This window comes from Qipengyuania citrea, from assembly GCF_024171405.1.
Lineage (GTDB): Bacteria > Pseudomonadota > Alphaproteobacteria > Sphingomonadales > Sphingomonadaceae > Qipengyuania > Qipengyuania profunda.
Genome location: NZ_JALJZT010000002.1, coordinates 1,997,241 through 2,015,877 on the forward strand (window position 1 = coordinate 1,997,241; position 18,637 = coordinate 2,015,877).

General features: G+C 65.6%; 21 protein-coding genes. 13 read left to right on the plus strand and 8 right to left on the minus strand.

The annotated features are described in order from the left end of the window. Positions 1-22: 22 nt before the first annotated feature. Both ggt and J2S32_RS10715 read right to left on the minus strand, forming a co-directional pair. Positions 23-1,738 carry a gamma-glutamyltransferase gene (gene ggt, locus J2S32_RS10710; protein ID WP_253521066.1) on the minus strand — a complete coding sequence of 572 codons (1,716 nt, stop codon included), beginning with the start codon at positions 1,736-1,738 and terminating at the stop codon, positions 23-25. Positions 1,739-1,748: 10 nt separating this feature from the next. Then, positions 1,749-2,777: a quinone-dependent dihydroorotate dehydrogenase gene (locus J2S32_RS10715; RefSeq protein ID WP_253521069.1), complete on the minus strand. Its 1,029-nt coding sequence runs from the start codon at positions 2,775-2,777 to the stop codon at positions 1,749-1,751. A 372-nt stretch (positions 2,778-3,149) separates the two neighbouring features. Between J2S32_RS10715 and J2S32_RS15845 the strand changes: the two genes are divergently transcribed. From J2S32_RS15845 to J2S32_RS10760, 9 genes are all read left to right on the plus strand, one after another. Continuing rightward, entirely contained in the window at positions 3,150-4,049 is a 900-nt protein-coding gene (locus J2S32_RS15845; protein ID WP_253521072.1) for a helix-turn-helix domain-containing protein, read from the plus strand. Positions 4,050-4,140: 91 nt separating this feature from the next. Further along, entirely contained in the window at positions 4,141-4,551 is a 411-nt protein-coding gene (locus J2S32_RS10725; protein ID WP_253521074.1) for an SUF system Fe-S cluster assembly regulator, read from the plus strand. Continuing rightward, a complete protein-coding gene (sufB, locus tag J2S32_RS10730; protein ID WP_253521077.1) occupies positions 4,548-6,029 on the plus strand; it encodes a Fe-S cluster assembly protein SufB in 1,482 nt (493 codons plus the stop codon). Before J2S32_RS10725 ends, sufB begins: the two co-directional genes overlap by 4 nt. Continuing rightward, positions 6,026-6,553: a DUF559 domain-containing protein gene (locus J2S32_RS10735; protein WP_253521079.1), complete on the plus strand. Its 528-nt coding sequence runs from the start codon at positions 6,026-6,028 to the stop codon at positions 6,551-6,553. Before sufB ends, J2S32_RS10735 begins: the two co-directional genes overlap by 4 nt. Position 6,554: 1 nt before the next feature. Next, complete coding sequence (sufC, locus tag J2S32_RS10740; RefSeq protein WP_253521082.1) at positions 6,555-7,316, plus strand: Fe-S cluster assembly ATPase SufC; 762 nt, start codon at positions 6,555-6,557, stop codon at positions 7,314-7,316. Continuing rightward, positions 7,309-8,067 (plus strand): SufD family Fe-S cluster assembly protein, encoded by a 759-nt coding sequence (locus J2S32_RS10745; protein WP_253521084.1) that lies wholly within the window; start codon positions 7,309-7,311, stop codon positions 8,065-8,067. The genes sufC and J2S32_RS10745 overlap by 8 nt, the downstream gene beginning before the upstream one ends. Before the next feature lie 53 nt (positions 8,068-8,120). Then, complete coding sequence (locus tag J2S32_RS10750; protein WP_253523071.1) at positions 8,121-9,293, plus strand: cysteine desulfurase; 1,173 nt, start codon at positions 8,121-8,123, stop codon at positions 9,291-9,293. Beyond that, positions 9,290-9,790 (plus strand): SUF system Fe-S cluster assembly protein, encoded by a 501-nt coding sequence (locus J2S32_RS10755; protein WP_253521086.1) that lies wholly within the window; start codon positions 9,290-9,292, stop codon positions 9,788-9,790. The genes J2S32_RS10750 and J2S32_RS10755 overlap by 4 nt, the downstream gene beginning before the upstream one ends. After that, positions 9,790-10,149: a HesB/IscA family protein gene (locus J2S32_RS10760; RefSeq protein WP_253521089.1), complete on the plus strand. Its 360-nt coding sequence runs from the start codon at positions 9,790-9,792 to the stop codon at positions 10,147-10,149. Before J2S32_RS10755 ends, J2S32_RS10760 begins: the two co-directional genes overlap by 1 nt. 18 nt (positions 10,150-10,167) lie before the next feature. Here the strand turns inward: J2S32_RS10760 and J2S32_RS10765 are convergent, their stop codons facing one another. From J2S32_RS10765 to J2S32_RS10780, 4 genes are all read right to left on the minus strand, one after another. Next, positions 10,168-10,497, minus strand: coding sequence for a hypothetical protein (locus tag J2S32_RS10765; protein WP_253521092.1), 330 nt, complete (start codon positions 10,495-10,497; stop codon positions 10,168-10,170). After that, complete coding sequence (locus tag J2S32_RS10770) at positions 10,498-11,097, minus strand: hypothetical protein (protein ID WP_253521096.1); 600 nt, start codon at positions 11,095-11,097, stop codon at positions 10,498-10,500. A 61-nt stretch (positions 11,098-11,158) separates the two neighbouring features. Further along, a complete protein-coding gene (locus tag J2S32_RS10775; RefSeq protein ID WP_253521098.1) occupies positions 11,159-11,581 on the minus strand; it encodes a hypothetical protein in 423 nt (140 codons plus the stop codon). Then, positions 11,574-12,266: an EI24 domain-containing protein gene (locus tag J2S32_RS10780; protein WP_253521100.1), complete on the minus strand. Its 693-nt coding sequence runs from the start codon at positions 12,264-12,266 to the stop codon at positions 11,574-11,576. Before J2S32_RS10780 ends, J2S32_RS10775 begins: the two co-directional genes overlap by 8 nt. 112 nt (positions 12,267-12,378) lie before the next feature. Between J2S32_RS10780 and J2S32_RS10785 the strand changes: the two genes are divergently transcribed. After that, entirely contained in the window at positions 12,379-13,374 is a 996-nt protein-coding gene (locus tag J2S32_RS10785; RefSeq protein ID WP_253521103.1) for an adenosine kinase, read from the plus strand. Between the two features lie 164 nt (positions 13,375-13,538). Here J2S32_RS10785 and J2S32_RS15850 read toward each other — a convergent pair whose 3' ends face one another. Continuing rightward, positions 13,539-14,726, minus strand: coding sequence for a tetratricopeptide repeat protein (locus J2S32_RS15850; RefSeq protein ID WP_253521106.1), 1,188 nt, complete (start codon positions 14,724-14,726; stop codon positions 13,539-13,541). 8 nt (positions 14,727-14,734) lie between these two features. Next, on the minus strand, positions 14,735-16,009 hold the full coding sequence (purD, locus tag J2S32_RS10795) for a phosphoribosylamine--glycine ligase (protein WP_253521108.1): 1,275 nt from the start codon (positions 16,007-16,009) through the stop codon (positions 14,735-14,737). Here purD and xseA point away from each other — a divergent pair. The 3 genes from xseA to J2S32_RS10810 are packed head-to-tail and all read left to right on the plus strand — an operon-like array spanning position 16,008 to position 18,619. Beyond that, complete coding sequence (xseA, locus tag J2S32_RS10800) at positions 16,008-17,465, plus strand: exodeoxyribonuclease VII large subunit (RefSeq protein ID WP_253521112.1); 1,458 nt, start codon at positions 16,008-16,010, stop codon at positions 17,463-17,465. The two genes, purD and xseA, sit on opposite strands and share 2 nt — an antisense overlap. A 24-nt stretch (positions 17,466-17,489) precedes the next feature. Further along, positions 17,490-17,699, plus strand: coding sequence for a DUF2093 domain-containing protein (locus J2S32_RS10805; protein ID WP_253521116.1), 210 nt, complete (start codon positions 17,490-17,492; stop codon positions 17,697-17,699). A gap of 5 nt (positions 17,700-17,704) precedes the next feature. Further along, positions 17,705-18,619, plus strand: coding sequence for a M23 family metallopeptidase (locus tag J2S32_RS10810; protein WP_253523073.1), 915 nt, complete (start codon positions 17,705-17,707; stop codon positions 18,617-18,619). Positions 18,620-18,637 lie beyond the last annotated feature (18 nt).

An 18,637-nucleotide genomic window follows, 5' to 3' on the forward strand; every position in this document is an offset into this window, starting at 1 on the left:
CACGGCAAGCGACCCGGCGGGGTCACGGTATCTCGATCTGCCCGGCAAGGCGCGGATCGCGCGCGCTGACCCAGCCCGAGTGGCCACGCAGGACCGCGCCGCCCTTGACCGGTGCCTCGCGGACCAGCACGTCGGTGTGGCCCAGCGCCTTGAAGGCCGCGGCCTGCTCTTCCAGCCAGGTGCCTTGCTCGAGCAGGAGGCGCTCGCCAAAGGCCATGATGAAGGGAAGGCCGAGTATCTCTTCCGCCGACAGGCCGAAGTCGATCGCTCCGATGATGCTGCGCGCGGTCTGTACCGGGATGGTGCTGCCACCTGCTGCGCCGACCGCGAGGAAGGGTTCGCCCGTCGGATCCCAGACCACCATCGGCGCCATCGAACTACGCGGGCGCTTGCCCCCTTCGACCCGGTTCGCGACAAGCTTGCCGTCGACGGTTGGCGAGCGGCTGAAATCGGTCAGCTCGTTATTGAGGAAAAAGCCGCCTGCCATCAGGCCGGACCCGAAAGCCCCCTCGATGGTCGAGGTATAGCTGATCATGGTGCGCTCGGCATCGACCACGGCGAAATGCGAGGTGCCATGTTCTTCGGGCTCGTCACCATCGGCCAGCGCTGCCGGTGCGCCAGCAGGGACGCCGGCGGTGACTTCGGAAAGCGTGCTCCCCTCGCCGATCAGCGCGCTGCGCGCGGCGAGATAGCCAGGCTCCACCAGCCCCGCGACGGGTACCGAAACGTAATCGCTGTCCGCCAGGTAAAGTTCGCGATCGGCATAGGCGAGCCGCTGCGATTCGACGAACAGATGCCAGGTTGCGGGATTGCGCAGGCCCAGCTCGGCAAGGTCGAACCGTTCGAGCTGGCCGAGCATCTGCAGCACCGCGATACCGCCCGAAGTGGGCGGGCCCATCGTGCACACGCGATAGGCGCGATAGGTTCCGCACACGGCGTCGCGCAGCTTGGCTTCGTAACCAGTGATGTCCGCATAGGTCATCGCGCCTTCGCGCGGCGTGTCTGCCGCGACGGTCGCGGCGATTTCGCGCGCCAGAGGTCCGCTGTAGAACGCCGATGGTCCCGCCGCAGCGATGGTTTCGAAGGTCTGCGCCAGCCGCTCGTTGGCAACCCGCGTGCCGACCGGCAGCGGATTGCCCTGTGCATCGAAGAACAGCGCCCGTGCCTCGGCAGTATGCGCCGACCGGTTCCTTGCGCTCTCGAGCATGCCGTTGAGGCGCGCATTCATGTCGAAGCCTTCGCGGGCCAGGCGGATGGCGGGTTCGAACAGCTCGGCCCAGGCCAGCGTGCCATGCGCGGCATGTACCTTGGCCGCCAGCGCGATACTACCCGGGACCCCCACCGAAAGCCCGCTGCGCACCGATTCGCCGCGCGGGGGCAGCGTGCCGTCTTCGTTGAAGAACCATTCGGGTGTGGCGCCTGCCGGGGCGGTTTCGCGGCCGTCGAATGTGCCTACCGTGCCATCGGCGGCGCCCCGGACCATGAAGCCGCCGCCGCCGATCCCCGAGCTTTGCGGTTCGACCACGGTCAGCGCCAGCATCACGGCGATCGCGGCATCGGTCGCGCTGCCGCCGCGCGCGAGCATGGCTTCGCCCGCCGCCTGCGCGCGCGGATCCGCTGCGGAGACCGCACCGGCGAAGGCCGGAACCGGTTCGGCGGGCGAAGAAGCGAGAGGCGGGGTGGCGGAACAGCCGACGAGCGTGAGCGCCAGCAGCGAAGCGGAGAAGACCTTGTTCATCGCGGCGACGCTATTCACTTCCGACCGCTTCGGCAATCGAAGCGAAACCATCAAGCCGCATAAGCTCTTCGAGGCCGCGCAGGATCCGCCGCGGCAGGCCCGGCCCGCCAAAGACCATCGCGCTGTAGAGCTGGACGAGGCTCGCGCCTGCCCGGATACGCGCCCAGGCGTCCTCCGCGCTGGCAATCCCGCCCACCCCGACCAGTGGAATCGACCCGCCGGTGGCCGTGCGGAAGTCGCGCAGCCGCTGCTGCGCGAGATCACGCAGGGGCGCGCCCGACAACCCGCCCGCCTCGCCTGCGTGGGGCGAAGCCAGCTGGGGGCGCGAGATGGTCGTATTCGAGACGATCAGCGCGCCCAGCTGCCGCTCGATCGCGATTCGCGTGATCGCGTCGATATCTGCCGGTTCGAGATCGGGTGCGACCTTGAGAAACACCGGCGGCCCGCTGGGCCCGCGCGCCTCGATGACCGCGTCGAGCAGTCCAGCCAACGCGCTCTCGTCCTGCAAGGCGCGCAGGCCGGGCGTGTTCGGGCTGGAGATGTTGACCGCGAGATAGGAGGCCAGCGGCGCCATGATGCGCGTCATCGTCACATAATCGGCGATGCGGTCCTCGCTGTCCTTATTGGCACCCACATTGATTCCGACAATGCCCGGGCGGCGCGAGCGGCGCTGCAACCGGTCGCGCGCCACTTCTGCGCCAGCATTGTTGAAGCCCATCCGGTTGATGACGGCGCGATCCTCGACCAGGCGGAACAGGCGCGGCTTGGGATTGCCAGCCTGGGGGCGCGGGGTAATCGAGCCGACCTCGGCAAAACCGAAGCCAAGGCCGAGCAATTGGTCGGGGACCTCGGCATCCTTGTCGAAGCCCGCTGCCATGCCGAGCGGATTGGGAAAGGTCAGCCCAGCGACATCGATCGCCAGCGGACCGGTCTGTGCCGGGCGCATGCGCGGAGCGAGGGTCAGCGCCCTGACCGTCAAGCGATGGGCGCGTTCGGGGTCGAGCGCGAAGAGGGCGGGGCGGGCCAGATCGAACAACATGCCGCGCGCCATGCCGTGCCGGCCACGCGCTGTCGAGCCGTGAACCGTCCATCCGGTAGACCTGCGTTCGCGCGGAAAACGAAGAAAAATTCTGTCAGCCCACGGGCTGTCGCTTGCATACAATCAATTGATACAGACTCGGCGTAACACGCTCTTGCGACCCGAAGGGCTCGGAGCGATTTTGCAACGAGTTCTCGACTTCAAAGGGGGGGACCTTGAGGGGTCGCCCCCTTTTTTTCTGCCTATGCCCATCTGCCTGACGAATATTTGTTCTCGGCAGCATTGCGATCATGGTAAATTTGGCGTATTTTTACAATTCTTTGGCCGAAGTAGGGACGGAACAGGGGTTTGTCGGGTCTGCCAGGTGACGATGTGTCACACTCTTTCGAGTTCGTAGCGGCGCCGCCGGATCTCGCGCCCTATCTCAACTCGCTCTATATCTGGCGTAGCCCGGACGATCGGCTGGACGATGTTCTGCCCGCCTATTCGGGGCAGATGGTCGTATTCGGGCGCGGCGTGGGCCGGATGCAGTTCGACGGCGGCGAAGTAGCCGAAACCAGCGATGCCTTCTTCCTTGCGCCGCTGTGCCAGGCGCGCAATTTCAGCGTCAGCGGGCCGGCGACCCTGTTCGGCGTATCGCTCAATTTCCGCGGCTGGGCGGCCCTGTCGAGCCTGTCGGTGCACGACTACCACGATTGTTTCCTGCAACCCGAAATGGTCCTCGATGATTCGCCCGCGCAGGCCTTTGCCGTGCTGGGTGGGCGCTGGCGGGCGGGCGAACTGGGGGATCGGGAATTGCTCGACGCGATGACCGATGTCGTCCGGCGCGGGCTGTCGAAGCTTCCCGAACAGCACCTGACGGTGATCGACCGGACGCTCGAATGGCTGTCGAGCTCGTTCAAGCCCGAACTCGAAGAGCTGTACGAACAGCTGCCCTATTCGAAACGCCAGGCACAGCGGCTGGTGGCGCAATTCTTCGGCCAGTCGCCCGTGCGGCTGGTGCGCCGCTATCGCGCGGTCCGCGCCGCCACCTTGCTGGCGATGCCGCAATTGCCCGAAGAGATCGAAGCCGAGATCCGCGAGGCGTTTTACGACCAGGCGCATCTCATCAAGGAAATCCGCTTCTTCACCGGGCGCACCCCCAAGCGGCTCCAGCCAGCGGCGGGATCGCCGATCAACGACATGCTCGGCCCCGATGGCTATGGCTCGGTCAATCTGTTCGGCTCGGGCGAAGCGGAACAGCTCGGCCGCAGCCCGCTCCACGACGCCTGAATGCTAACGACTCGCAACTAGGTCTTTCCCGTTGAAATGGGGGAGCTTGGCTCCTAATTGGCCAATCGGAACGAATTGGTCCGATTTAACTATGCGCCTGTCAAACCTTGCTGATTATGCCGTCGTCGCCATGTGCGCCGCATCGCGTCATTGCGGTGGGGGCAAGACCAGCGCGGCCGAACTGGCGGCGGAAACCGGCCTCCCGGTGCCCACGGTGCAAAAGCTCGTGAGCAAGCTGTCGGCCGCGGGTCTGCTGCGGTCGAGCCGCGGTGCCGGCGGCGGGCTGCAACTGGCACGCCCGGCCGCGGCGATCACCGTCGCCGATATCGTCGAGGCGGTTGAAGGACCAATCGCGCTGACTGCCTGCGTCGAGGGCGTCCAGTGTTCGGTCGAGCACGATTGCTCGGTCAAACCGCACTGGCCGGTCGTGAACGAAGCGGTGCGCGGCGCGCTGGCGGCGATCCCGCTGACCCAGCTGGCACGGACAAGAGAGATTGCATGAGCGAAGAATTGGACATCCAGGACCGCGAAGCGCGCGAAGCTGCCGAAAAGGCCGCCGAGTACGAACACGGCTGGTCGTCGGACATCGAGACCGAGTTTGCCGAAAAGGGCCTGACCGAGGACACGGTCCGCTTCATCAGCGCCAAGAAGGGCGAGCCCGAATGGATGCTCGACTGGCGGCTCAAGGCGTTCCGCCTGTGGCAGGAGATGGTGGAGCCCGACTGGGCGAAGATCGGCTATCCGGCGATCGATTACCAGAACGCCTATTATTACGCGGCGCCGAAGAAGAAGGTCGAACTCGAGTCGCTCGATGAACTCGACCCCGAGATCAAGCGCGTTTACGACAAGCTCGGCATCCCGCTCGGCGAGCAGGAAGTGCTCGCCGGCGTGAAGGGCGCCAAGAAGGTCGCGGTCGATGCCGTGTTCGACAGTGTCAGCGTTGCCACCAGCTTCCGCGAGGAGCTGAAGCGGGCGGGCGTCATCTTCCTGTCGATCAGCGAGGCGATTCGCGAATATCCCGACATGGTGCGCAAATGGCTCGGCAAGATCGTCCCGCAGCACGACAATTACTTTGCCACCTTGAACAGCGCGGTCTTCTCGGACGGCACTTTCGTCTATGTGCCCGAAGGCGTGCGCTGCCCGATGGAGCTCAGCACCTATTTCCGTATCAATGCGGAGAACACCGGCCAGTTCGAACGCACGCTGATCATCGCCGAGAAGGGCAGCTATGTCAGCTACCTCGAAGGCTGCACCGCGCCGATGCGCGACGAGAACCAGCTTCATGCCGCCGTGGTCGAGCTGGTCGCACTGGAAGACGCCGAAATCAAATATTCGACCGTGCAGAACTGGTATCCCGGCAATGCCGAGGGCAAGGGCGGGATCTACAATTTCGTCACCAAGCGCGGCCTGTGCCAGGGTGCGCGCAGCAAGATCAGCTGGACGCAGGTCGAAACCGGCAGTGCGGTGACATGGAAATATCCCAGCTGCGTGCTCAACGGCGAAGACAGCGTGGGCGAATTCTACTCGGTCGCGGTGACCAACAATTACCAGCAGGCCGATACCGGTACCAAGATGATCCACAACGGCAAGGGCAGCCGCTCGACGATCATCTCGAAGGGCATTTCGGCTGGCAAGTCGAACAACACCTATCGCGGCATGGTCCGCGTGGCGGCCAATGCTGACGGCGTGCGCAACCGCACCGAATGCGACAGCCTGCTGATCGGCGACCGGAGCGGGGCGCACACCGTGCCCTATATCGAGGTGAAGAATCCCAGCGCGCAGATCGAGCATGAGGCGACCACCAGCAAGATCAGCGACGACCAGATGTTCTATGCCCAGCAGCGCGGCCTGGATGACGAGGAAGCGATGGCGCTGATCGTCAACGGCTTCGCCAAGGACGTGCTGAAGGAATTGCCGATGGAATTCGCCGTCGAAGCGCAGAAGCTGCTGGCGATCTCGCTCGAGGGGAGCGTGGGGTGACCGAACGCAAGACCCTCCAGATCCGCACGCCTTCGGCGGACGATGCCGCTCCCGCGCTCAAGAAAAAAGGCCGCGGCTGGGAAATCTCCGAGAAGCGGCTCGACAAGATCCACGAACAAGCGCGCCATTTGCGGCGGCATGCGACTCCGGCGCACAAGGTGCTCGCCGCGCGTTTCGCCAAGGAAGACTTCGGCAAGTTCAAGTTCACCCGCCACACCGTGGTCGGCTCGGCGATCCTCGATTTCGTCTCGCACCCGCTCGGGCTGGCGGTCGCAATCGACGAGGAAGGTCAGAACGACACGCTGGCCAAGCGGCGCGACAAGAGCCTCGCTGCGGTCGGCATGGAAGTGCTGCGCCTGCCCGCGGCGACGATCCTCGACGATGTCGAAGCGGCGATGCAGCCGATCTTCGCTGCGATGAACGCGCGCTACCGCGACAAGGAAAGCGCGCGCCGCGAACACCAATCGAAATACGGCCCGACGCCCCGGCGCACCCGCCAGGCCCGTCGCGACGACAGGAAGTAATATGCTGAAAATCGACAATCTCCACGCCGAAATCGACGGCAAGAAAATCCTCAACGGGCTGACGCTCGAAATCCGCGCGGGCGAGGTTCATGCGATCATGGGCCCCAATGGTGCGGGCAAGTCGACGCTGGCCTATGTGCTGGGCGGACGGCCCGGCTACGAGGTGACCGAGGGCTCGGTCGAGTTTATGGGACAGGATTTGCTCGCGCTGGAACCGCACGAACGCGCCGCTGCCGGCCTGTTCCTCGGCTTCCAGTACCCGGTCGAGATTCCCGGGGTCTCGAATCTGCAGTTCCTGCGCGAAGCGCTGAATTCGCAGCGCCGGGCGCGCGGTGAAGAACCGCTGACCGGCGGCGAATTCCTCAAGCTGGCCAAGGACAAGGCGGCGCTGCTCAAGCTCGACCCCGAAATGCTCAAGCGACACGTCAATGTCGGCTTCTCGGGCGGCGAGAAGAAGCGCGCCGAAATGGTCCAGATGGGCATTCTCGACCCGCAATTCGCCGTGCTCGACGAAACCGATAGCGGTCTCGACATCGATGCGCTGCGCGTGGTCGGCGATGGCATCAATGCGATCATGCGCGACCCGGCCAAGGGCGTCCTGCTGATCACGCACTACCAGCGCCTGCTCGAAGTAGTGAAGCCCGACAAGGTATCGATCCTGTCGCAGGGCCGCATCGTCCGGACCGGTGGCCCCGAACTGGCCGTAGAGCTTGAAAACGAAGGCTATGACGCGATCATGTCCGCCGAGACTGCGCATGCCTGAGGCAGCCGAACTCCCCACCCGCCGCGATGAAGCGTGGCGCTATTCCGCGGTCGAGCGGCTTCAGGGCGAAGCGCTGGACGACTGGCGCACGATCGATGTCGCCGCCGGCGAGAGCGTTCACGAAACGCTCCTGATTGCCGATGGCGGCGACACCAGGCCGACCGAACTGCACCGGTGGCGCGTGACCGTGCGCGAAGGCGCGACCTGCGAGATCTTCGCGGTGCTCGCCGCGGCCGAATATGCCCGGCTCGAAATCGAGGTGACCCTGCACAAGGGCGCGCATTTCGAACTGGGCGGGATCACCGTCGGCGGCCGCGAAACCGTGCGCGAATTCGTCACCCGCACGATCCATGCCGAACCCGAAGCCACCAGCAACCAGACCGTTCGCGCGGTTCACTGGGGCCACGGCACGGGCAATTTCCTCGGCAATATCGATGTCGTGCGCGATGCGCAGAAGACCGATGCGGCGCAGGACTTCAAGGGCCTGCTGCTCGAGAAGGGCGCAACCGTGAACGCGGTGCCGCAGCTCGAAATCTTTGCCGACGATGTCAAATGCGCGCATGGCGCCAGCGTTGGCCAGCTCGACGAAACCGCGCGTTTCTACATGGCTGCGCGCGGAGTCTCGCCCGATCTTGCCCGGCGCCTGCTGGTCCAGGCCTTCCTCGGTGACGCGCTGGTCGCGCTCGAGGATGACGAAACGCGCGAGGCGATGCTGAAAGTCGCGCTCGACAAGGTCGACCGGGCGCTGTGAGCGAGGCTACTACCCTTTTGCGCCCCAACGACATCAGGGCCGAATTCCCCGGCATGGTGACGGGCGATGGCCAGCCGTGGCATTATCTCGATACCGCCGCGACGGCGCAGAAGCCGCGGGCGGTGATCGACGCGATGACCTGCGCGCTGGGCGCGGATTACGCCACCGTCCACCGCGGGGTCTATGGCCGCAGCGCGCAGATGACGCTCGGCTACGAAGCCGCGCGGCGCCGCGTCGCCGCTTACATGGGCGCTGCCAGCGAACATGAAGTGGTGTTCGTGCGCGGCGCGACCGAGGCGATCAACCTCGTCGCGGCGAGCTGGGGCATGACGCATATCGGCGAAGGCGACCGCATCGTCCTCTCCACGCTCGAGCATCATTCGAATATCGTGCCCTGGCAGATGGTCGCCGAACGCACCGGCGCGCAGATCGACGTCTGCCCGCTGACCGAGGATGGCCGGATCGATCTGGGCGCGCTCGAAGCGCTGCTGACCCCGCGCACCAAGCTGGTCGCGCTGGCGCATGTCTCGAATGTGCTGGGCAGCGTGCTCGATGCCCGCGCCGCAGCCGATCTGGCGCATTCGGTGGGCGCGAAACTGCTGCTCGACGGGTGCCAGGCGGCGCCGCGCATGGCGCTCGATATGGCCGCGCTCGATTGCGATTTCTACGCCTTCTCGGGCCACAAGCTGTACGGCCCGACCGGGATCGGCGTGCTGTGGGCGCGCGAGGACATCCTCGATGCCATGCCCCCGTGGCAGGGCGGCGGGGCGATGATCGACCGCGTCACCTTCGACAAGACCACCTATGCGCCGCCGCCGCAGCGGTTCGAAGCGGGCACACCGATGATCACCGAGGCGATCGCGCTGCATGCGGCGATCGACTATGTCGCCGCGCTTGGTCCCGATCGCCTGTTTGCGCACGAGGCCGCGCTTGCCAGGCAGTTGCGCGACGCATTGCGCACACTCAATTCGGTGACGCTGTTTGGCCCCGAAGAAAGCGCCGGCATCGTCAGTTTCGCGATCGAGGGGGTTCACCCGCACGATCTCGGCACCATATTGGACGAAGAGAATGTCGCGATCCGGGCCGGGCACCATTGTGCGCAGCCGCTGATGGACCATCTCGGCGTCCCCGCCACCGCCCGTGCCAGCTTCGGGCTCTACTCGGACGAAAGCGACATCGCTGCGCTGATGCGCGGCATCGAACGGACTCAGAGGATCTTCGGATGAACGACGATCAGAACAGTGATTTCATTGCCGCGCCCTCCCCTGCGGATGCGCTGGCTGCCAAGCCGCCGCGCGCCCGTGTCGAGGACGCGGTCGATGCGGAAGAAACGCCGCGCGCGACGATGGAGCGCAAGCGCGACTATCTCGAAGGCTTCCTGCAGAAAAAGCCCGAAAACGTGCCCGCAGGCGCGCCGGGCGGTGATCTCTACGAAGCGGTGATCGCTGCGCTCAAGGAGATCTTCGACCCGGAAATCCCGGTCAATATCTACGATCTGGGCCTGATCTACGGCGTCGAGGTCGATGACGAGAGCGATGTGACCGTCACCATGACGCTTACAACGCCGCATTGCCCGGTGGCCGAAACCATGCCCGGCGAGGTCGAATTGCGCGCCGCCAGCGTGCCCGGCGTTCGCGATGCCGAGGTGAATCTGGTGTGGGACCCGCCCTGGGGCCCGGACAAGATGACCGACGAGGCACGCCTCGAACTGGGGATGCTGTAATGAGCGATACCAAGACCCGCGCCGCGCCCAAGGCAGCGGTCGTCCTGACCAAGGCCGCCGAACGGCGCGTCGCCGACCTGATGGCCAAGGCGCCCGAAGACGCTATCGGGGTCAAATTGTCGACCCCGCGGCGGGGCTGCTCGGGCCTCGCCTATTCGGTCGATTATGTCACCGAGGAAGCCAAGTTCGACGAGAAGATCGAGACCCCCGGCGGGCTGTTCTTCATCGACAGCGCCAGCGTGCTCTACCTGATCGGGAGCACGATGGACTGGGTGGAGGACGATTTCACCGCGGGCTTCGTGTTCGAAAATCCCAACGCCAAGGGGGCGTGTGGCTGCGGCGAAAGCTTTATGGTCTAGCCGCGCACGATCGGCTGGTTACTCCTCGGCGAGAAAGTCGAGCAGCGCGCGCTCGTATTCGTCGACCCGGCCATCCGCATCGATCCGCGCGTCGAGCCATTCGCGCTCGCTATGCGTCACCTCATGCGCCGCGGCTACGCCCTCGGCACGCGTCGGCGCTTCTTCCTTGCGTCCGAACACCTTGCCGAATGCGTTGGGCGAAGCCTTGGCCATCCGGCCGAGAAACCCGCCCACGCTGCTGCGCGTATCGGTCATGAAGGCCTGCAGCTCGGCGGCGCGCTCGCGGCTGATCTGTGCATCGGGATTGCTGTAACCCTGCAGGTAGTTGGCGATGCCCTGGACGAACAATTACTTCCATTCTGGCGCATTGTCACCGCCCAGCGTCGCGTCCTTGAGGCGAAACAGCATGTCGGCTTCCTTGCGCCCAACGGCTGCGGGGCGTTCACTGGCAGGCGCGAAGATCGCGCGGCGCAGCAGCCGGGCCTCGGTCGCGTTGACATTCCCCGCTTCGAGCGTGCCGCCGTCGCGCGTCGGCCCGGTGCCCTCGAGCGCAGCTAGCTCCATTTGCGAGATCGCGTAATCCTTGAGCGCTGCCGGCACGTTCTGCGCGCGTTCGAAAATGCGCACCAGCAGCTCGATCTCGGCCATGCTGCCGAACTGCCCGTCGGCATCGATCTGCATCATCAGCCAGCTGGCATTCTCGGGATCGACATAGCCTGCAGGCGCGCGCTGGTTGATGACATATTCGCCCAGCGCCTCGACGAAGAAATCGACCCATTCGGCGCTCTTCGTCGTCAGTTCGCGGTTGAGCGCGAAGATCGCTTCGGCCTCGGCCTGCGAAATCCGCCCGTCGGGCCATGCCTCGCGCCGCAGCGTCAGCACTTCCTCGGGGGTAATGACCCCGTCCGCGCCGACTCTCTTGGCCAATTCGCCGAAATGCACGCTCATCTGGACCAGCTCCCGTAAAATCCTGGTCCGGCAAGCCTATCCCGGCTTGCTTAAGACGGGGTTAGCGGCGCAGCGCGCGGACGCAGGCCGCGCGGTCTACGTCGAGGCCGTCGCTGGCGCGGCGGGCATCGACATAGGTGGCGCTGGGTTCGCCGCGCGGCTCGAGCGGGTAGAGATAGACATCGAGCACGCAGGCCTCGCCGACGAATTGCAGCTTCTTGGCATCGCCTTCCTTCACGGTCAGCCGCGGGACACCGAACAGATTGGCAAGCGCGGTTTCATTGCGTCCGATCACGCTCTCCAGCCCGGGCACATTCATCACGCGCGGGGCGCGGAACGAGGGGGTGGCGGGCGCGACGCGCACCTCTTGCGGCGGCGGTGCGGCCCCGGGACGCGAGGCCGGAGCACCCGGCGGACCCGGCGCAACGGGTACGGTGGTGCAGGCTCCGAGCAGGGGCAACAGCAGCAGGGCGAACTTACGCATCGAGGTCTTTCTCACGGGCGCGGTGGACGAGGTGGGTAGCGCAGGCAGCGCCCATTATCGGGGCAAGGAGGTTGAGGAAAGGTATCGCAAGCAGCGCCACCACCACGCCGCCGAGCAGGAAACGCGTGAGTCCGCCGATCGGGGCCAGCTCGGCCGGATCGGCGCGGTGCCGCAGCCACACCATGTCGTGCAGTTCGCGCCCGACGAGATAGGCGTTGACCGTCCAGAAGACCGCCGCCGCGCCAATCCCCGTGACCAGCAAGAGACCTGCGATCGGCAGCGCCGCGGCATTGGCGAGCACCGTGCGCAGGAGCGAGCGCAGCGCATTGCCGACTTCTTCGGCGAGCGGCAGGTCGCGCAGGCTGTGGCGCGCCTGCGGATAATGCCGCGCCTCGACCGCGCGCACCACATCCTCGGCGAAGAACTGCAGCACGAACAGCGCCACCACCCGGAACAGGAACCAGCCGGCCAGGATCATCCCCAGCGCCGCGAGCAGCGCGCCCAGGCCCGAGGTGTCGGCGTTGGTCACACTGTCGATCGCGCGTTCGACCACGAGATAGAGCCCCGCGCCGCCAGCCGCGAAGACCGCCAAAGTCAGCAGCGCGGTCTTGCCCAGCACCCTGAGGATTGCCGGATCGCCAAGCTGACCGGCGGCAAGGGCAAGGGCACGGGGAAGCGACATCATCGGAGCCGGGGGATGCGCGCCGTTATGGGGCAAGTCAACGCCGCCCTTGGCCAAACCCCGACGAGCCGCTAACCGCGCCCGACACACCGATTATCCCCTCCCCGGAGTACCCATGACCGAACCCCGCTACGACGTAATCGCCATCGGCAATGCCATCGTCGATGTGATGGCCCCCTGCGAAGAAGAGCTGATCGCCGAACTCGACCTCAACAAGGGCGGGATGACGCTGGTCGACGAAGACGGCGCTCGGCGACTGTATGAGGCGATGGGGCCGGCAAAGGAAATCTCCGGGGGCTCGGCCGCCAATACGCTCGCGGGCATGTCGGCGCTGGGCGCGCAATGCGCATTCGTCGGGCAGGTCGCGACCGACCAGCTGGGCGACGTCTTCAGCCACGACATCCGCGCGGTGGGAATCGATTTCGACACGCCGGCCCGCGAAGGCCAGCCCTCGACCGCGCGCTGCCTCATCTTCGTCACCCCCGATGGCGAGCGGACGATGAACACCTTCCTCGGGGCAAGCCAGTTCCTCCCCCCCGCCGCGCTCGACGACGAACTGATCGCCAGCGCGGGCATCCTCTATCTCGAAGGGTATCTGTGGGACCCGGAAGAACCGCGCCGCGCAATGCGCCGCGCGATCGAGGTGGCACGCAATGCGGGCCGCAAGGTCGCCTTCACTGCCAGCGAGAGCTTCGTCATCGACCGCCATGGCGACGATTTCCGCGCGCTGATTGAGGAAGGGCAGATCGACATTCTCTTCGTCAATGAAAGCGAACTCGCAACGCTGACCGGCGAAGAGGATTTCGAGGCGGGGCTCGCCATGCTGCAGGACAACGTCCCCGTGCTGGTCGCCACGCGCAGCGCCAAGGGCGCGGTGGGCATCGCCAATGGCTCGCGCGCCGAGGTTGCTGCCGAACCGATCGACAAGGTCGTCGACACCACCGGCGCGGGCGATCTCTTCGCGGCGGGCTTCCTCACTGGCCATGCGCGCGGCGAGACGCTCGAAACCTGCCTGCGCATGGGCGCCATCTGCGCCGCCGAGATCATCTCGCACTACGGCGCGCGCAGTGAAGCCGACCTCAAGGCGCTGGTTGCCGAGAAACTGGGCTGAGCAATCCGGCACGCCCTCGCACCGCGCCAGCTTCCGAGCCGGGGCGGTGCTTCTCGCGGCAAGTCGCGCTGCGTTAAATTTGAGCGAGGCAGAGCCGAACGCCCGAGATGCCCTAGTGGTCTGAGGTACACACTGGAGTCAGTCCGAATGAGGCTGGCGTCCCGCTAGTTTCCGGCTTCAAGCGCAATAGATCGATCGTCATCATCGCGCGCAAGGTCGTTCTCGCCGATCTCCCAATATGCATCTGCGCGTAGGCGAAGAGCGAAATAGTCATCCGGATCGATCTCCAATGCTTGGGATAGATAATCGATAGATTGCCGGTGTTTCTGCCTATTACGAGCAAGAACTGCCTTGCCATGCAGTACGACGACCCACCCGGGCTGGTTCTTGCCCACACGGTCGAAATCATTTTGCGCATTTAGCTCGTCATCCATCCAAGCATAGGCGAGGCCGCGATTGGCAAGCGCGTAAGGATGATCCGGAACGCGGTTGTGCAAGAGCGTGAAATCCTCGACAGCCTCTTCAAACCGACCGAGATCGAGGTTTGCGAGGCCTCTCTCTAGGTAAGCTCTGTCATTCTCTGGCCGAATGGCAAGGGAGGCATCCAGATCTTCGATTGCGTTTGGCAAGTCACGCAACTCGCGGTGAATAAGTGCACGGTTGAAAAGCGCATAAGAGTCACCAGGCTCAAGCTCGATCGCTTGGGAATAGTCCAGCAAGGCGAGGTGATTATTGCCGAGCCGGTGATGGACGCGGCCTCGATCTCCGAGCAAGTCCGCCCGCTTTTCAACGTCGAGATCGTGATCGGCCAGCATCGCGTTGCAGGTCGCCACGGCTTCGAAGAGTTCCTCCTCGTCGCCATTATAGTCGCACGCAGGTTTGGTGTTGCCGTAGACTATTCCAAGGGAACCGACAGTGAGCGCCAATCCGATGGCGCCGTTCCAGATGAGCGACGCCCAATATCGCCTGGGTTGTTCGGCCCGCGAGTAGGACCTGGATGATCCGCGAATGAGCGGGCGGATCTCGCCATTCCGCCAGCCTGGGACCACAGTCCCCAAGGCATAGCTGCCTACCGCTCCGAGCAAGGCGGGTGCCAGCCATTCGGATCGGGCGAAATCCTCCGCCCACTCAGTGAAGGCAAACCCACCGATGGCTAGCAATCCCGTCAGAGAAGCCAAGCAGAACAGCAAGTGGCGCCCGGACTTCCAGCTCACATCTTCCGGCGGTAGTGTAATATCACGCGGTGTCAGGCCGTGGGTGAAATAGCGCCAGACATATGCCGCGGGTGCAAGGGCGGAAACGGCCAGAGGCAAGGCAATCCAAGCCTGTGGAGGTATAGCATCCACGATCACAAACCGAGTTACCCGCGTTCCCGCCGCACCTCACGCTGGCCGATGTCGCGGCGGCAAAAGCCGTCGGGGAAGCTGATCGCATCAACCGCTTCATAGGCTTTCGCCTGCGCTTCGGTCGCGCTGGCACCGCGCGCGGTGACGTTGAGCACGCGGCCGCCGCTGCTGGTCAGCGTCTCGCCTTCCAGCGCGGTGCCGGCGTGGAAGACCTTGGCGCCGCCGGCCTCGGCCTCGCCCAGATCGATCGTGCCGCCCTTCTTGGGCGTGCCGGGATAGCCGTCCGCCGCCATCACCACGGTCAGCGCGAAATCGCCGGATAGCACCGGCTCGGCGATGTCTGCCAGCCGTCCTTGCGCGCAGGCCTGCATCAGTTCGACCAGGTCGCTTTCGAGCCGCATCATCAGCACCTGGCATTCGGGGTCGCCGAAGCGCGCATTATATTCGATCAGCTGCGGGCCGTCTTTGGTCAGCATCAGCCCGGCATAGAGCACACCCGAATAGGGCGTGCCCTCGGCGGCCATGGTGCGCACGGTTGGCTCGACGATCTCGCGCATGACTTGGGCCTGTAGCGCTTCGCTCAGCACCGGGGCGGGCGAATAGGCGCCCATGCCGCCGGTGTTTGGTCCGGTATCGCCTGCGCCCACGCGTTTGTGATCCTGCGCCGTGCCGATGGGGACGATCGCCGTGCCATCGGTCAGCGCGAAGAAGCTGGCCTCCTCGCCCATCAGGAACTGCTCGATCACCACTTCGCTGCCCGCGCTGCCGAACTTGCCATCGAACATTTCGTCGAGCGCATGCTGCGCCTCTTCGCGTGTTTCGGCGATGACCACGCCTTTGCCCGCGGCAAGACCGTCGGCCTTGAGCACGAAGGGTGGGTCGAACTTCTTAAGCGCGCCCCAGGCCGCTTCGAGCGAAGTACAGCGCTCGTAGCGTGCAGTGGGGATATTGGCGCGGCGGCACAATTCCTTGGTGAAGCCCTTGCTGCCTTCGAGCTGTGCGGCCTGCTTGGACGGGCCGAATGTGTCCACCCCCGCGGCGCGCAGGCTGTCTGCCAGCCCATCGACCAGCGGCGCTTCGGGACCGATCACGACAAGACCGATGTCGTTCTTGCGCACGAATTCGACCACCGCCTCGTGGTCGCCCGCGTCGAGCGCGATGCAGTCGGCATGCTGTGCCATACCGGGGTTGCCCGGCGCCGCCCACAGCTTGTCGCACAGCGGCGATTGCGCCAGTTTCCACGCTAACGCATGTTCACGCCCGCCCGACCCGAGCAAAAGGATATTCATGGCCGACCACTTCCCGTCCACTGCAGATGATGCGAGCTTGGTAGCGAAGGGCCGCACGGGCGACAACGCCGAGCCGTTGACGGTGAGCGAAATATCCCAGGCGCTCAAACGCACGGTCGAGGATCGCTTCGGCTTCGTCCGCCTGCGCGGCGAACTGTCGGGCGTGAAGCGCGCCGCCAGCGGGCATCTGTATTGCGCGCTCAAGGACGAAAAGGCGGTGATCGACGGGGTGATGTGGCGCGGCAATACCGAGCGCCTGCCCTTCGCTCCCGAAGACGGGCTGGAAGTGGTCGCTTCGGGCAAGCTCACCACCTATCCGGGCCGCTCGAAATACCAGATCGTGATCGAGCGGATGGAACTGGCGGGCGAAGGTGCGCTGCTGGCGCTGCTCGAGAAGACCCGCGCGCGGCTGGCGGCGGAAGGGCTGTTCGATGCCGGGCGCAAACAGCCGCTCCCCTTCCTGCCGCGCACCATCGGTGTGGTCACCTCGCCCACCGGCGCGGTGATTCGCGATATCCTCCACCGGCTGGCGGATCGTTTCCCCACCCGGGTCGTGGTCTGGCCGGTGCTGGTGCAGGGGCAGGGCGCAGCCGCGCAGGTCGCGGGTGCGGTGCGCGGCTTCGCAGCCATGCCCGAAGGCCATCCCGATCGCCCCGACCTAGTCATCGTCGCGCGCGGCGGCGGGTCGATCGAGGACCTATGGAGCTTCAACGAGGAAGAGGTCGTGCGCGCCATCGTCGACTGTCCGATCCCGACAATCAGCGCGGTCGGGCACGAGACCGATACCACACTGGCGGACTATGCCGCCGACCGCCGGGCGCCGACACCCACCGCCGCGGCAGAGATCGCCGTGCCGGTGCGCGCCGAACTCGCCGCAACCTTGAAGGATTTCGAAGGGCGCAAGGAACGCGCGATCCTGCGCCCGGTGCAGCTGGGGCGCGAGCGGCTGGAAGCGCGCGTCCAGCGCCTGCCGACCCGCGAGGCCTTGCTGCAACCCCAGGCCCAACGGCTCGACGATCTGGCCGAACGCCTGCGCCGCGGCCTGCGCGACCGGGCGGCGCAGGGGCGCGAGCGGCTTGGCAATCTGCGATTGTCGCTCGCTACGCTCGATCGCAATCTGCGCGAGGCCCGCCGCGCACTGGCGGGGCAGAAGCTGGTGCCTGCGCTGGTCGAACGTCCGCTGGCCGATCGGCGCGAGCGGCTGGCCGCGCTGGCACGGCTGGCCGAGCAGCTTCATCCCGACCGTCCCCTGGCACGCGGCTATGTGCGCGTCACCGGACCCGACGGGCGGACCATCACCGACCGGGCGGCGGCGGCGCAGGAGGCGTCACTTACGCTCAAGTTTCGCGACGGTGAGCTCGAAGTGGGTACCGGCGGCGATACCCCGCCCCCCGCGCCGCGTCGCAAACCGCGCAAATCCGGAACCCCGCCGAAGCAGGATGATTTGTTCGGTTAGGCCGGACCTGCTAGGAATTGCGCCATGCTGATGAACAAGAATTCGGGCCCGCCGAAAGGCGAGGCGAAACTGCAATACGGACCTTCCGGCTTTCGCGTGCTGCGCGCGGGCAACCATGTCTTTTGCGCGATGAGCGGGGTGCCGATCCCGCTCGACGAGCTGCGCTATTGGTCGGTCCAGCACCAGGAAGCCTACGCCAGCGCCCAGCTCGCGACCGAGCGACTGGCCCCGTGAACTGGATGCGGGTCGCGCCGCTCGTGCTCCTCGGGACCGCATGCGTTCCCGCCGCCACGCCGGAGCCCGCTCCGCCATCGCGGACGACCGAAGTGGTGCAGCCGGTCCGCGCTACGCCGACGCCAGGTCCGACGCCGACGGTCACGCCGACTCCCTTACGCCCCGCGGTGTTCACCTTCGATGGCGCGCTCGAACAGGGCGGCTGGATAAGGGGCACGGTTCCCGGCGGTACCAGCGAAGCCATGCTCGGCGAGGATGAGTTGGCGTTCGACGATGAGGGCAGGTTCTTCGCCGCCTTCGACCGTGATGCCCCCCCTGCGATGACGTTGACTGCCAAACTGGTTGACGGGCGCATGATCGATAGCCCGCTGGCGATCGCACCACGCGGCTGGGACATCGAACACGTCAACGTAGCGCGGCGAACGGGCGGTTCGTCGGCATCCTTCATGCGGCGCCGCCAGCCCGAACTCGATGCGATCTGGAATGCCCGACTGGAAGAAACCGGGGCGAAAGGCTGGCGGCAGGACTTCGTCTGGCCGGTCAAGGGGCGCATTTCGGGCCGGTTCGGGTCGCAGCGTATCTATCGCGGCGAACCGGGCAGCTATCACTCGGGGATCGATATCGCCACGGGCGGTGCCGGCACCCCCTATGTCGCCCCCGCCGATGGCGTGGTGGTGCTTGCAGCGGATGATTTCAGCCTGGAAGGCAAGCTGCTGATCATCGACCACGGACAGGGGCTCAACAGCGCCTTCTTGCACAGCGCGCGGCTTTACGTAAGCGAGGGCGAAATGGTCCGGCAAGGCCAGCATATCGGGGACATCGGTTCCTCCGGCCGCGCCACCGGCCCCCATCTCCACTGGAGCCTCAAATGGCGCAATGCGCGACTCGACCCGCTGTTGTTCACCGGACCGATGCGCTGAGCGCTTGACGCGCGCAGT

Bases quoted from the DNA above. Each gene is read 5' to 3' on its own strand.
- ggt (WP_253521066.1), bottom strand. From the start codon at position 1,738: ATGAACAAGGTCTTCTCCGCTTCGCTGCTGGCGCTCACGCTCGTCGGC.
- J2S32_RS10715 (WP_253521069.1), bottom strand. From the start codon at position 2,777: ATGTTGTTCGATCTGGCCCGCCCCGCCCTCTTCGCGCTCGACCCCGAA.
- J2S32_RS10725 (WP_253521074.1), top strand. From the start codon at position 4,141: ATGCGCCTGTCAAACCTTGCTGATTATGCCGTCGTCGCCATGTGCGCC.
- sufB (WP_253521077.1), top strand. From the start codon at position 4,548: ATGAGCGAAGAATTGGACATCCAGGACCGCGAAGCGCGCGAAGCTGCC.
- sufC (WP_253521082.1), top strand. From the start codon at position 6,555: ATGCTGAAAATCGACAATCTCCACGCCGAAATCGACGGCAAGAAAATC.
- J2S32_RS10745 (WP_253521084.1), top strand. From the start codon at position 7,309: ATGCCTGAGGCAGCCGAACTCCCCACCCGCCGCGATGAAGCGTGGCGC.
- J2S32_RS10750 (WP_253523071.1), top strand. From the start codon at position 8,121: ATGGTGACGGGCGATGGCCAGCCGTGGCATTATCTCGATACCGCCGCG.
- J2S32_RS10755 (WP_253521086.1), top strand. From the start codon at position 9,290: ATGAACGACGATCAGAACAGTGATTTCATTGCCGCGCCCTCCCCTGCG.
- J2S32_RS10760 (WP_253521089.1), top strand. From the start codon at position 9,790: ATGAGCGATACCAAGACCCGCGCCGCGCCCAAGGCAGCGGTCGTCCTG.
- J2S32_RS10770 (WP_253521096.1), bottom strand. From the start codon at position 11,097: ATGAGCGTGCATTTCGGCGAATTGGCCAAGAGAGTCGGCGCGGACGGG.
- J2S32_RS10775 (WP_253521098.1), bottom strand. From the start codon at position 11,581: ATGCGTAAGTTCGCCCTGCTGCTGTTGCCCCTGCTCGGAGCCTGCACC.
- J2S32_RS10780 (WP_253521100.1), bottom strand. From the start codon at position 12,266: ATGATGTCGCTTCCCCGTGCCCTTGCCCTTGCCGCCGGTCAGCTTGGC.
- J2S32_RS10785 (WP_253521103.1), top strand. From the start codon at position 12,379: ATGACCGAACCCCGCTACGACGTAATCGCCATCGGCAATGCCATCGTC.
- xseA (WP_253521112.1), top strand. From the start codon at position 16,008: ATGGCCGACCACTTCCCGTCCACTGCAGATGATGCGAGCTTGGTAGCG.
- purD (WP_253521108.1), bottom strand. From the start codon at position 16,009: ATGAATATCCTTTTGCTCGGGTCGGGCGGGCGTGAACATGCGTTAGCG.
- J2S32_RS10805 (WP_253521116.1), top strand. From the start codon at position 17,490: ATGCTGATGAACAAGAATTCGGGCCCGCCGAAAGGCGAGGCGAAACTG.
- J2S32_RS10810 (WP_253523073.1), top strand. From the start codon at position 17,705: ATGCGGGTCGCGCCGCTCGTGCTCCTCGGGACCGCATGCGTTCCCGCC.